The 13,194-nt window shown below is 64.4% G+C and carries 11 protein-coding genes and 2 rRNA genes; 3 read left to right on the top strand and 10 right to left on the bottom strand.

The features are described 5' to 3' along the window. Positions 1-27 precede the first annotated feature (27 nt). On the bottom strand, positions 28-1,101 hold the full coding sequence (locus tag H3H54_RS08145; RefSeq protein WP_262426433.1) for a beta-galactosidase trimerization domain-containing protein: 1,074 nt from the start codon (positions 1,099-1,101) through the stop codon (positions 28-30). Then, positions 1,101-1,988, bottom strand: coding sequence for a beta-galactosidase (locus H3H54_RS08140; protein WP_262426205.1), 888 nt, complete (start codon positions 1,986-1,988; stop codon positions 1,101-1,103). The genes H3H54_RS08145 and H3H54_RS08140 overlap by 1 nt, the downstream gene beginning before the upstream one ends. A gap of 96 nt (positions 1,989-2,084) precedes the next feature. Here H3H54_RS08140 and H3H54_RS08135 point away from each other — a divergent pair, with 96 nt between their 5' ends. After that, positions 2,085-3,086: a LacI family DNA-binding transcriptional regulator gene (locus tag H3H54_RS08135; protein ID WP_262426204.1), complete on the top strand. Its 1,002-nt coding sequence runs from the start codon at positions 2,085-2,087 to the stop codon at positions 3,084-3,086. Between the two features lie 43 nt (positions 3,087-3,129). Here H3H54_RS08135 and H3H54_RS08130 read toward each other — a convergent pair whose 3' ends face one another. The 6 genes from H3H54_RS08130 to H3H54_RS08105 all read right to left on the bottom strand — a co-directional run bounded on the left by H3H54_RS08130 (position 3,130) and on the right by H3H54_RS08105 (position 6,810). Then, on the bottom strand, positions 3,130-4,122 hold the full coding sequence (locus H3H54_RS08130) for a carbohydrate ABC transporter permease (protein WP_262426203.1): 993 nt from the start codon (positions 4,120-4,122) through the stop codon (positions 3,130-3,132). After that, positions 4,119-5,117: a sugar ABC transporter permease gene (locus H3H54_RS08125; RefSeq protein WP_262426202.1), complete on the bottom strand. Its 999-nt coding sequence runs from the start codon at positions 5,115-5,117 to the stop codon at positions 4,119-4,121. The genes H3H54_RS08130 and H3H54_RS08125 overlap by 4 nt, the downstream gene beginning before the upstream one ends. A gap of 44 nt (positions 5,118-5,161) precedes the next feature. Next, complete coding sequence (locus tag H3H54_RS08120; RefSeq protein WP_262426201.1) at positions 5,162-5,494, bottom strand: hypothetical protein; 333 nt, start codon at positions 5,492-5,494, stop codon at positions 5,162-5,164. Then, positions 5,491-5,664, bottom strand: coding sequence for a hypothetical protein (locus H3H54_RS08115; protein ID WP_262426200.1), 174 nt, complete (start codon positions 5,662-5,664; stop codon positions 5,491-5,493). The genes H3H54_RS08120 and H3H54_RS08115 overlap by 4 nt, the downstream gene beginning before the upstream one ends. Continuing rightward, entirely contained in the window at positions 5,661-6,530 is an 870-nt protein-coding gene (locus H3H54_RS08110) for an ABC transporter substrate-binding protein (RefSeq protein ID WP_262426199.1), read from the bottom strand. The genes H3H54_RS08115 and H3H54_RS08110 overlap by 4 nt, the downstream gene beginning before the upstream one ends. A 145-nt stretch (positions 6,531-6,675) precedes the next feature. Continuing rightward, positions 6,676-6,810: a twin-arginine translocation signal domain-containing protein gene (locus tag H3H54_RS08105; RefSeq protein WP_262426198.1), complete on the bottom strand. Its 135-nt coding sequence runs from the start codon at positions 6,808-6,810 to the stop codon at positions 6,676-6,678. A gap of 221 nt (positions 6,811-7,031) precedes the next feature. Between H3H54_RS08105 and H3H54_RS08100 the strand changes: the two genes are divergently transcribed. Further along, a complete protein-coding gene (locus H3H54_RS08100; RefSeq protein WP_262426197.1) occupies positions 7,032-9,032 on the top strand; it encodes a glycoside hydrolase family 3 N-terminal domain-containing protein in 2,001 nt (666 codons plus the stop codon). After that, the gene (locus H3H54_RS08095; RefSeq protein ID WP_316249170.1) at positions 8,915-9,493 is read left to right on the top strand and encodes a fibronectin type III-like domain-contianing protein; all 579 of its coding nucleotides are present in this window, start codon (positions 8,915-8,917) and stop codon (positions 9,491-9,493) included. The genes H3H54_RS08100 and H3H54_RS08095 overlap by 118 nt, the downstream gene beginning before the upstream one ends. A 258-nt stretch (positions 9,494-9,751) precedes the next feature. Here the strand turns inward: H3H54_RS08095 and rrf are convergent. After that, positions 9,752-9,868 (bottom strand): 5S ribosomal RNA (rrf, locus tag H3H54_RS08090). A 119-nt stretch (positions 9,869-9,987) separates the two neighbouring features. Next, positions 9,988-13,056, bottom strand: a 23S ribosomal RNA gene (locus H3H54_RS08085). Between the last annotated feature and the right edge of the window lie 138 nt (positions 13,057-13,194).

The following is a 13,194-nucleotide window of genomic DNA, read 5'->3' as shown; positions in this document are numbered from 1 at the left end:
GACCCGGTGGGGGCTCCGTCATCTGGACTATCTCTGGCCGCCGGGAGAGCAGATCACGAGGTCCTCGCCCGGCACATCGACGTCGCGGCCGTCCACGCGCACCCGGGCTGGTGCGCTGCCGTGGTTGAGGACCACGGCCGCGTCCCCGCGGCGGATCAGCTCCACCTGCTCGGGAAGCTCGACGAGCTGGATGCCTGCCGCGTCGGCGGCGCGCCCGATGATCGAGCCGAGCACGCGATCCTCGATCATGCCGCCGATGTACCAGACGGCGCCCTCCCCCAGCTCGCGGCACGTGATGACGGGCCTGCCCTGCAGCGGCCCCTCGCCCACGTCCCACAGATGCTCTGCAGCGGTGGAGCGGAGCACCTCGACGAACCGCGACGCCGCGGCGCTCTCCCCCGTGCCGTCATGGATCGTCAGCGCTGCTGCGAGCGGCCACGGCTCTTCACGGAACACTCCCGCCAGCTCGAGCAGGCCACCTCCGGTGCCGCCCAGGTGCGCCCGCACGTGCTGATCGACGACGCCGCTGTGAGGGCCGATCAGCAGCTGGCCCCCGTCACGCACGAAACGCTCGAGCACCGGCACCAGTTCGCTCCGCAGCAGGAACTGGGAAGCGAGGACCACCAGGTCGTAGCTGTCCTTCAGAGAACTTCCCGGCTCCACCGCGTCGCTGAGCAGAATGGTCGACGGCCCGATGTCGACCTGTTCCCCGGCTCGGAAGAACGGCGCGTAGAACCTCTCGTTCTGGGCGATCGGGTCCACGTCCCGGGAGACCTGCCCCGCGCCCACCGCAGCGCGCCACGAGTCCCAGTCGTGGACGAAGAACACCCGTGACCGCCCCGGCGCCGAGTCCGCGAGCGGGCTTAGGGTCAGCTCCCGACCCAGCTCGGTCACGGCCCGGAACCGCGACGTCCCGGCTCCGGCATGTGGCACCAGCGCCGAGTGGAAGACCTCGGGCCCGCTCGGCGCCTGGCGGAACTGGAAGTAGGAGATGACATCGGCCCCGCGCGCGTGGGCACGCCAGGAGTCGAGCCGGTTCTGCGCGAACGTCTTGGGCACGTTGTGCTCGCGCCAGTTCACCGCTCCTGCGGCCTGCTCCATCAGCACCCACGGCTCTCCCCGCCCAGGGTGCGCAGATAGGAGTGGGTCAGAGAGGCGGTCAGGCGTGTGCCGGGTTCCGCCGGATCTGTGTAGTGATCGTCGGCGAGCACATCGACGTGCTCGCTCCATGCTCCGTAGTCGACCAGCGGGAAGAACCCCATGAAGTTGGTGGTCACGAGCGCTTCGGGAGCTGCAGCGCGGATGATCCCGGCGAGATCGAGATAGCAGTCCAGGAGCTGGTCGGAACAGAAGCGGGCGTAGTCCAGTTCGAAGGCGGGGTTCAGGAGGTAGGGCGCTTCACGGGGCGGTATCACGTCGTCGAAGTCCCGCAGCCCCAGCGACCACACGCTGGTGCCCCACGCCTGGTTCAGGGAACCGATATCGCCATAGCGTTCACGCAGCCAGCCTCGGAAGGCGTGCGCCGCATGGTCGCCGTGGGAGAGCTGGCCGTACTCGTTGCCGACATGCCACATCGCGACCGCCGGATGATCGGCGTACCGCTCCACCATCATTCGCGTGATGCGTCGCGCGGCCTCGCGATAGGCGGGAGAGGACGGGTCGAACTGGTTGCGGGAACCCCACCACAGCGTGGTGCCCGAACGCGTCTGAGGCAGGGACTCCGGATGCATGACGCCCAGCCACGGCGGCGGGGAGGCGACCGGGATCGCGAGGTCCACGGCGACGCCGCGTGCGTGGAGGTCGTCGAGCACGGTATCGAGCCACTCGGTCTCGAAACGACCGGGCTCGGGCTCCACGCACGCCCAGGAGAAGACACCCACGGTCACGAACCCGACATGGGCGCGGCCCATCAGCTCAAGGTCCTCGGCGATCACCTCGGGCGGCCATTGCTCCGGGTTGTAATCCGCACCGAAGAGCGCCCCCTGCACACTGTGCTGGGCACGCAGGTGGGACAATGGTTCACGAGCTCGGGACATCGTTCTCCTCCTCATCATTCAAGTTCCTTCCTGCAGAGAGGCGCGGCCATGGCGACCATGTCGGACATCGCGCGCGAGGCCGGGGTCTCCCTGAGCACCGTCTCCTACGCGCTCAGCGGGAAGCGCGCGATCTCGGAGACGACCAGGGAGCGGATCAACGCCGCGATCACCCGCCTGAGCTACCACCCGCATGCCGGCGCACGTGCGCTCGCCTCGCAGCGAGCCGGTGCGATCGGACTGGCCGTCCCGCTGGCCGAAGACGTCGACGCGCACGTGGTGATGATGTTCGTCCGCTCGTTGATGCGCGCGGCGCACCAGGCCTCGCACGAGATCCTGCTGATCGCGGGTGAGGACCACGCGACCACGGCGCGGGTGCTGGCCGAGGGCAAGGTCGATGCTCTGGTCGTGATGGACGTGGTCGAGGATGATCCCCGCCTTCCCATCCTGGCCGAGGCTGTGCGCCCGGTGGTGCTGCTCGGCTACCCGAGCGAGGCGCATGGCATTCTCCGGGTCGACTTCGACTTCGAGCAGGCCTCCGCCCTGGCGGTGATGGAGCTCCACCGCCGGGGTGCCCGCCGACTGGTGATGATCGGATCGCCCTCGGTGACGCAGACCCGTCACGCCACCTACGCCGACCGCGCGACCCGGGGCTTCCGGACCACCTGTGAACAGCTCGGCCTGCAGGCCCGTCACGTCGTGCACGACCACGAGGTCGACTCCACCGGGCAGCTGGTCCGCGCCGTCCTGGCGCAGGACCGACCGGACGCACTGGTCATCCACAACGAGAGCGCGCTGCCGGCGATCCACCGCGCGCTCACGGAGGAAGGCATCTCGATGCCCTCGGATCTGCAGGTGGTGGCCATCGCCCCGCGGGAGACGGCTCTCCTCGGCACCGCGGAGTACACGGCCGTGGAGATTCCGGTCGAGCAGATCGGCCGGGCCGCAGTCACGACCGCGACCGATCTGATCGAGGGCCGCTCCGGTGTCGGCGACCAGCTGATCGCACCCTCCCTCATCGAACGAGACACCACTCATCCGCTACGGCCCTGACTCTCGCTCGCAGCACGTCGATCAGCCCTGCCTCAACCCCTGATCAGCCCTTGACCGCGCCGATCATGACGCCGGTCTTGAAGTGCCGCTGGATGAACGGGTAGACGATCACCACCGGCACCAGCGCGATCACCATCACCGCCATCTGCACCGCCAGCGTGGCCACCTGGCCGGAGCCCACGTCGACCTGACCCGGCACCGAGACGCCCTGCAGCACGAAGCTGCGCAGCACCACCTGCAGGGGCTGCTTGGCTGAGTCGTTGATGTACAGGACCGCGTTGAAGAACGCGTTCCAGTAGCCCACGGCGTAGAACAGCGCCACCACGGCGACGACCGCCTTCGACATCGGCAGCACCATCTGGAACAGGATCCGCCAGTCCGAGGCGCCGTCGATCCTGGCCGACTCGAGGATGCCCTGGTCGATGCCCTGGAAGAAGCCGCGCATGATCACGATGTTGAAGGCGGAGATGGCGCTGGGCAGGATCAGCGCCCAGTAGCTGTCGATCAGTCCGAGCCCCGAGACCAGCAGGTACATGGGGATCATGCCGGCGCCGAAGAACATCGTGCCGAGCATGAGGAACAGGATCGGTGTGTGCAGCAGGCTCCCCGGGCGGGAGAGCCCGTAGGCCGCCAGCACTGACACCGTCAGCGAGAGCGCGGTGCCCACCGCGGTGACGCCGAGGCTGACCATCACGGCGCGGGTGACGATCCCGCCGGAGAGGACCTGGCGGTATGCATCCAGGGTGAGTCCGTCGGGCAGCAGCACCAGACCGCCTGCCCTGGTGATCGCCGCCTGCGGGGAGAGGCTGGTGAGGATGATCGTGTACAGCGGGACCAGCACCACCAGACAGATCAGCACCAGCACGATCCCCTTGGTGCCCTGCGCGGCGAGCGAGGGGTCCTCGTCCCAGACGGGGCGGGCTGATCCCCGGCGTCTGCGGGAAGGCTGCTGGAGGTCGGCGACGACGCCGGTCGCGACTCCTTGGCGGACGGGTGCGCTGGTGTGGCTGGGCCCGGGCCCGATCGAGGTGCTCATGCCTTCTGATACACCCCCGCCTCACCGAACAGATGCGCGATCTTGTTGGCGCCGAGCACCAGGATCATGCTGACCACTCCCTTCAGGAGTCCAGCGGCAGCGGCATAGCTCCAATCCCCGTTCTGCACGCCCGTGTAGTAGACGAAGGTGTCCAGCACCTCTGCCCGTCCGGCACCGACCGCGTCCCTCTGCAGGATCAGTTGTTCGAAGCCGACGGTGAGGGCGTTGCCGAGGTTGAGGATCAGCAGCAGCACGATCACTGCGCGCATCCCCGGCAGGGTGATGTGCCAGATGCGGCGCCACTTCCCCGCACCGTCCATCGCCGCCGACTCGTACAGGGCCGGATCGATGGCGTTCAGCGCCGCAAGGAAGACGATGATCCCCCAGCCCGCGTCCTTCCAGACCACCTGCGAGGTGATCAGGAACAGGAACGTATCGGGGTCGGTCATGACGTTCACCGTGCCCAGCCCGAACTCACGGGTGAACTGATTCAGCAGCCCAGCACCTCCCAGGATCTGGTGGAAGATCGAGACCACCACCACCCAGGAGAAGAAATGCGGCAGGTACACGATCGACTGGATGACGGTGCGGACCCTCTCGTTGAGGATCGAGTTCAGCAGGATCGCCAGAATGATCGGGATCGGGAAGTAGAAGACCAGCTGGAACGCAGTGATCACGAGGGTGTTCTTGAGCGCGTTCCAGAACAGCGGATCCGTCAGCACCCGCTCGAACTGCTGCATTCCGGCCCAGGGGCTGTTCCGGATCCCGACGAACGGTGAGTAGTCCTGGAAGGCGATCACGTTCCCGAGGATCGGGATGTACGCAAACACCAGCAGCAGCACGACCATCGGCAGGGTCATGAGGATCAGTGAGCGGTCACGGCGCAGCCGGTTGACGAAGCTGACGGAGCGCCGGCCCTGACGGGCGGGCCCGCTCGCGCGGGATGCGCGAGGGGCCCTGCGTGGCCGCGAGGGCCGTGCGGTTTCGATGGACATGGGTTCCTCGGGTGGGGACGGACGGAGCTCGACGGGCACGACGCTCAGGACATGAAGTCGGCGTAGAAGTCGCGCAGCTTGTCGCCGCCCGCGCTGCGCCAGTTCTCCACCGCCGCGTCGAGCTCGCCGATGTCCTTGCGGCCACGGCTGATGTCCACCACCAGGTCGTCGAAGGGCTGTCCGAGCGAGCCGAACTCGGAGGGCTCCTGGATCTGGATGCCGTAGAACAGCGGGTCGACCACATGCTCGGACTGCCGCGCCATCCACTGCGTGGAGGCCTCCACGTAGTCCGGGAACTGCACCTTCGCGTTGACGATTCCGGGCTGCGCGAGGAACTGATACGTGGAAGTCACCTCGAGCCGGCCTTGGTCGCTCATCTGCGGGACCCCGTGCTCGTCACGCTCGAAGTGGGTGCCCTCGACGCCGTAGGTGTGAGCAGCTCGAACTCCTCGGAGCCGAACTGGGAGGCGCACCAGTCGGCAATGCGCAGCATCTCCCGCACCTGCTCCTCGTCGTCGTTCTTCTTCAGGAACGAGAAGATGTTCACCGGTGCGCCGCGGTACAGGGTGGGAGCTCCCCGTCGGGTGCGAACATGTCCATCGCCATCTGGTCGAAATCCGGGTTCGACGGTCGCACGCGGGTGAGCGCTTCATGCCAGCCGCCGACGCCGTCATTCATCACCAGGGTCTGGCCTGATTCGAAGCGGTCCTTCGCGGGGCCGTCGTTGCCGGCCACGGCATCGGGGTGCATCGCTCCGGATTCGACCACCTTGGTCAGCCAGGCGATGGCCTCCTTGAACTCCTCCATCTCGAAACGGTGGACCAGCTTCCCGTCGCGCTCGGCGAAGGTGGGCGGGATGGCATACATCAGCTGCGCGGTGTTCCAGAGGTTCTCGCAGCCCCAGCGGTTGGCGCCCTCGTCGGTGACCTCGCTGAGCACCGACAGGAAGGAATCCGCGCCGGTGGGCGGCTCGACACCGAGCTCCTCGAACAGATCCCGACGGTAGAAGACGGCGTCGGTGACCAGCTCCGAGGGGTACGGCAAGCCGTAGATGCGGCCGTTGAACATCGAGTACGCCCAGGCTGCGGGATCGAGCCTGGCCAGGTTGGGGTAGTCCAGGATGCCGTCGCCGGAGAGGTGATCGGTCAGGTCCTGGAAGACATTGCCGACCCCTTCGATGAAGCGCGGCGGGATGTTCCAGGACGGGATCACCATCCAGTCCGGGACGTTCTTCGGGGACGCGAGCACCGTCTGGACCTTGTCGGCATAGGTGTTGCCGTCCGAGACCTGGAACTCGAGGGTCGCTCCGAGCTGCTCGTTGACGGCCTCGTAGTAGGCGTTGTCGCCGAGGGTGGGAGGCGATGTCCACCAGGCGGGGCTCATCACGGTGTAGCTCCCGCCCGCGCCGGGCACCTCCTCAACGCCCTTGACCAACGATCAGGCATGGTCACATAGCCCGGGGTGGAGCCATTGACGCTCGGGAAGTCGGGCTCCACCAGGAACTCCAGGGTGCTGTTGGGCAGCGAGGCCTCGACCTCGGCGGCGAGTTCGGCGCCGGTCAGAACCCCGCTGGGGGCAGCTCCCGCGCCGGTCCCCCGGAGCCTCCGCAGGCTGCGAGGCCGAGGGTGCCTGCACCGATACCGAGGTATCCCAGCAGGCGTCGACGAGAGACGGCGTTGTCGATGCGGTTCATGATCCACTCACTTCCTTGTGACGGCAGGTGGGCGCCGGCATGGCGGCCACGGTCCTCTCCCCGTCGGCGGGGGATCTCATGGGACGAATCTTGCGCAATGACTAGCCAGTGTCGAAGCGCTTCGATAGGCTCGAAGAGTAGCCGTCGACCCGGGCTGTGGCAAGAGCCACGTCCAGAGCCCGGCGCCGCTGCCGCTGACACCGACCGTCGAAGAGGACCTCATGCCATACACCCCGCCGTCGATGTGGCTGGACGCTCGCGCGAGCCTCGAGCCTGCGGACACCGCACATCTCGCGCGCGCCCGCTCGCTGGTCGCCGCCATGACCGTCGAGGAGAAGCTCCCCTTCCTCCACCAGCACAGCCCCGGAATAGACCGCCTGGGCGTCGGCCCGTTCTCCACCGGCACCGAAGCACTGCACGGAGTGGCCTGGCGCGGGCCCGCCGTCACCTATCCCCAGCCGGTCGGTCTCGCCGCCACGTGGGATCCCCAGCTCCTCGAGGCGATCGGGGAGCAGATCGCCCAGGAGGTCCGCGTCCATCACGAGCACACGAAAGCGGCCAGCCTGAACGTGTGGGCCCCGGTCGTGAACGCGCTGCGGCATCCCCTGTGGGGGCGCAACGAGGAGGGACTGGCAGAGGATCCGCTGTTGAACGCCCAGCTGGGCGCAGCAATCGCGTGGGGCCTGCGCGGGCGGGACGAGGAGTGGACCACCGTGCCGACGCTCAAGCACTTCCTCGCTTACTCGAACGAGATCGATCGAGCGGCCACGTCCTCTTCGATGCCTCCTCGGGTGCTGCACGAGTACGAGCTGCCGGCCTTCGAGGAAGCCCTGGCAAATGGAGCTGCGGGCGCGGTGATGCTGGCCTACAACCTTGTCGATGGGGTGCCGGCCCACCTCTCACCCCTGGTGAACGAGCATCTGCGGAAGCTGATCGCCGACCCTGATCTCCTGTACGTGGTCAGCGACGCCGGCGCGCCGACGAATCTGTTCTCGATCCAGGACGCCGCGGCGGATCTCACCGAAGCCGTGGCCGCGATGCTCATGGCCGGAGTGGATTCCTTCACCGACCATGGTGAGGATCCCGAGCCCACGCTCCGAGCCGCCCGGACAGCCTTGGAGCGAGGCCTCATCGAAGAGCGGCACGTCGATCAGGCAGTGGTGCGACAGCTGGTCGCACGCGGCCGCACAGGCGAGTTCACGACCCGCGACTCCGCCGCGACCGCCCGCTCCGCCTTCGATCCTGTGGCAGCAATCGCCCTCTCCGAGGAGGGCGCCGGCAGGTCCGCAGTGCTGCTGCGCCATGCGTCCGGGGTGCTCCCGGCCAGGTCCGGGGAGAGGATCGCTGTGCTCGGGCACCTGGGAGGCACGGTGCTCACCGATTGGTACAGCGGGGAGCTGATCGATCCCGTGCCCCTCACAGCTGCATTGAACGGGGCTCATGACGGCGCGGTCGTCCACGCGCCGTGCCTGGATGTCGTCACTCTGGCCCTCGGCGACGCACCGGTGAGCCGCCGAGAGGATGGCCTGCTGCTGGTCGCGGACACCGCAGCCTCGGGCATCGCCACAGATCAAGCTACGTTCGAGATCATCGATCACGGTCTCGAGGTGATCACCTTCAGGGATGCCCTCACAGGGCGCCTCGTCGCGCCCGACGCAGCGGGCCATCTCGTGGCCTGCTCGGAGCGCATCGGCGGCTGGATAGTGCAGGAGACGTTCCGCCGGCGTGTGGACAGCGCGGGCCGGGTGCGCCTCCAGCATGTGGGCAGCGGGCGCTGGGTACGGCGCGAGCACCGCAGCGGCAAGCTGATCCTGGGCGGTTTCGACCCTCAGGAGGCAACGCGGTGGCAATGGCAGGTCACGAGCTCCCGCCGGGACCAGGCTGTTGAGGCGATCGCGGGCGCTGATCTCGTGATCGTGGTGGGCGGCAACGATCCGCACGTTCACGGCCGAGAGACCGAGGACAGGCCTTCGCTGTCGCTCATGGAGCCGGACCGTGAACTCCTGGAGCTGCTCCAGAGCTCAGGCACTGCGGCGCGGAGCGCTGCTGATGATCTCTTTCCTATCCTTACAACATCGCCGAGCATGCAGAGACGGCAGATGCAGTGGTGTGGAGCAGCCATGGCGGTGCTCGGATGGGGCCGGCTCTCGCCTCGCTGCTGCTGGGCCACCGAGAGTTCAGCGGACGCCTCGCGCAGGCGTGGATCCCGGAAGACTCTCTGACCGATATCCTCGACTACGACGTGATCGCATCCTCAGCGACCTATCTCTATGGGCAGGACGCGATCTTCCCCTTCGGGCATGGTCTCACCCTCTCCCCCACTCGGTGGGAGCAGCCTGCGATAACGCCGACAACGGAGGCCATCCACGCAGCGGTCACGCTCGAGCGCGACGCTGTCCTCTCGGCGCACGAGGTGGTCCAGGTCTATGCCTCCGTTGATGCCGATAGATATCCGGCCGGGATCGGTCGCGTGCCCTCGATGCGCCTCATCGGGTCGCAGGTTGCTGAGGTTCCTGCATCGGGATCGACGCAGCTCGAGCTTCTGATCCCCTGGACGAGGCTCCGGCTCTGGTCGGTCGAGGAGGAGCAGTTCGTCGCCCCCGAAGGAACCGTCACGATCCATCTGGCGCGATCGTCGAGGGACATCGTGGCTTCGCGGGAGCTCCTCGTGTCCCGCGAGTGAGACGGCGCGCCGTCGTTCGCTGCATGCTCCATTGAAGACGCACGCTGTATCCGGAGGCAGCGCCCTCCCCCGTCCGGTCGGCACTCCGCCGACGGGCAAACCCGATCGGCTCACCGAGGCCAAGAGTTGCGGGATGTCCCGAGCTGGCCATCGGGGAAGGCCGGCAAAGCTGCTGCCCGATTTTGGGCATGAAAAAGAGAGTGGGAGGAGCGAAACCCCTTAAAGGGTCTCAAGCTCACTCCCACTCCCCACAAAGATGTCCGGCGGCGACCTACTCTCCCACACCCTCCCGAGTGCAGTACCATCGGCGCAATCGAGCTTAGCTTCCGGGTTCGGAATGGAACCGGGCGTTTCCTCGACGCTATGACCGCCGTAACACAATGAGACAACCAGCCACCCAAAACACCCAAACCCCATCGGGATCCAAGTGTCCTCGGAGGTTGTTCCTCAAGAACCGCACAGTGGACGCAAACACGCATAAACAATAAAAATGTTGTAGTAAGTCATCGGCCATTAGTACCAGTCAGCTCCACACATTGCTGTGCTTCCACATCTGGCCTATCAACCCAGTGGTCTACTGGGGGCCTCTCACACCCCGAAGGGTGTATGGATATCTCATCTCGAAGCAGGCTTCCCGCTTAGATGCTTTCAGCGGTTATCCCTTCCCGACGTAGCCAACCAGCCATGCCCTTGGCAGAACAACTGGCACACCAGAGGTCAGTCCATCCCGGTCCTCTCGTACTAGGGACAGGACTTCTCAAATATCCAACGCGCGCAGCGGATAGGGACCGAACTGTCTCACGACGTTCTAAACCCAGCTCGCGTACCGCTTTAATAGGCGAACAGCCTAACCCTTGGGACCAACTCCAGCCCCAGGATGCGACGAGCCGACATCGAGGTGCCAAACCATGCCGTCGATATGAGCTCTTGGGCAAGATCAGCCTGTTATCCCCGGGGTACCTTTTATCCGTTGAGCGACACCCATTCCACAATGAGGTGCCGGATCACTAGTTCCTGCTTTCGCACCTGCCCGACTTGTCAGTCTCGCAGTCAAGCTCCCTTGTGCACTTACACTCGACACCTGATTGCCAACCAGGCTGAGGGAACCTTTGAGCGCCTCCGTTACTCTTTAGGAGGCAACCGCCCCAGTTAAACTACCCATCAGACACTGTCCCTGATCCGGATCACGGACCGAGGTTAGGAATCCAGAACGACCAGAGTGGTATTTCAACAATGACTCCACACCCACTGGCGTGAATGCTTCCAAGTCTCCCACCTATCCTACACAAGCCGTCCCGAACACCAATATCAAACTATAGTAAAGGTCCCGGGGTCTTTCCGTCCTGCTGCGCGTAACGAGCATCTTTACTCGTAATGCAATTTCGCCGAGTTCGCGGTTGAGACAGTGGAGAAGTCGTTACGCCATTCGTGCAGGTCGGAACTTACCCGACAAGGAATTTCGCTACCTTAGGATGGTTATAGTTACCACCGCCGTTTACTGGGGCTTAAATTCTCAGCTTCGAACTCCGAAGAGCTCTAACCGGTCCTCTTAACCTTCCAGCACCGGGCAGGCGTCAGTCCGTATACAGCGTCTTACGACTTCGCACGGACCTATGTTTTTAGTAAACAGTCGCTTCTCCCTGGTCTCTGCGGCCCTCACCGCTCTCACGGTTCGGGCCCCCTTCTCCCGAAGTTACGGGGGCATTTTGCCGAGTTCCTTAACCACGATTCTCTCGAACGCCTCGGTATTCTCTACCTGATCACCTGAGTCGGTTTAGGGTACGGGCGACCGTATTCGTCACGCCGGAACTTTTCTTGGCAGTACAGGATCACTCACCTACGCCCATACGGGATCCCCATCACGTCTGACCCTTATATGGCCCCAGCATTACCCGGGGCCGGGCTGCACGCTTAGACGGACTATTCCATTAAGTCCGCGGAAGCTACCTCTCTGCGTCATTCCTCGCGCTGACCTACTACAACCTTGGTTCCCAGCCTCGTCAACCTCCACACCCCGAAGGGCATGGGGAAAACTCGGGTGGTTAGCATCGACTGCCTCGGTATGGGTCCTCCTACGATCGGTTCGGGAATATCAACCCGATGTCCATCGACTACGCCTGTCGGCCTCGCCTTAGGTCCCGACTAACCCAGGGCGGATAAACCTGGCCCTGGAACCCTTGATCAATCGGCGGACGGGTTTCTCACCCGTCTTTCGCTACTCATGCCTGCATTCTCACTCGTACAGCCTCCACCACTGGGTTCCCCCGCAGCTTCGCTGGCTGTACGACGCTCCCCTACCCATCCAGCCACAAGGACTGAATGACACAGCTTCGGCGGTGTGCTTGAGCCCCGCTAAATTGTCGGCGCAGAATCACTTGACCAGTGAGCTATTACGCACTCTTTCAAGGGTGGCTGCTTCTAAGCCAACCTCCTGGTTGTCTCAGCAACTCCACATCCTTTTCCACTTAGCACACGCTTAGGGGCCTTAGCTGATGTTCTGGGCTGTTTCCCTCTCGACTATGAAGCTTATCCCCCACAGTCTCACTGCTACGCTCTCACGTACCGGCATTCGGAGTTTGGCTAAGGTCAGTAACCCGGTGGGGCCCATCGCCTATCCAGTGCTCTACCTCCGGCACGAAACACGTAACGCTGCACCTAAATGCATTTCGGGGAGAACCAGCTATCACGAAGTTTGATTGGCCTTTCACCCCTATCCACAGGTCATCCCCTCCATTTTCAACTGAAGTGGGTTCGCGCCTCCACGCGGTCTTACCCGCGCTTCACACTGCCCATGGATAGATCACTTCGCTTCGGGTCTAGAGCCGGCGACTGAACGCCCCGTTCAGACTCGCTTTCGCTACGGCTACCCCACACGGGTTAACCTCGCCACCGACCACTAACTCGCAGGCTCATTCTTCAAAAGGCACGCCGTCACCCCTAAAGGCTCCGACGGATTGTAAGCACACGGTTTCAGGTACTATTTCACTCCCCTCCCGGGGTGCTTTTCACCTTTCCCTCACGGTACTTGTCCGCTATCGGTCAAGAGGTAGTATTCAGGCTTACCAGGTGGTCCTGGCAGATTCACACCGGATTTCACGGGCCCGGTGCTACTCGGGAACAGCATCGCGCCGTACATCGATTTCGTCTACGGGGTCACACCCTCTACGCCGTCGCACTCAACACGACTTCGACTACCGCTGCACGTCCACGCTGAACCGCCGGCAGACGGTCCTGATGCGTCCCACAACCCCCAACCTGCAACCCCTGCCGGGTATCACACAGATCAGGTTTAGCCTCCTCCGCTTTCGCTCGCCACTACTCACGGAATCACTGTTGTTTTCTCTTCCTGCGGGTACTGAGATGTTTCACTTCCCCGCGTTCCCTCCACACCGCCTATACATTCAGCGGCGGGTACCACGACATGACTCGTGGTGGGTTTCCCCATTCGGACATCCTCGGATCACAGTTCGGTTGTCAACTCCCCGAGGCTTAACGCAGACTCCCACGTCCTTCTTCGGCTCCTCTTGCCAAGGCATCCACCGTGTGCCCTTTAAAACTTACGGCAACACACAAAGACACAAAATCTTCAAAATTGCTTACAAGATGCTCGCGTCCACTATGCAGTTCTCAAGAAACAACCCCACACCAACACCACCCACGCAATCACGGGGGCAGCATCAGGGAGGACCAGCCACACACCC

This window comes from Brachybacterium sp. Z12, assembly GCF_014400405.1.
Lineage (GTDB): Bacteria > Actinomycetota > Actinomycetes > Actinomycetales > Dermabacteraceae > Brachybacterium.
This window is presented reverse-complemented; position numbering and strand designations above follow the sequence as displayed.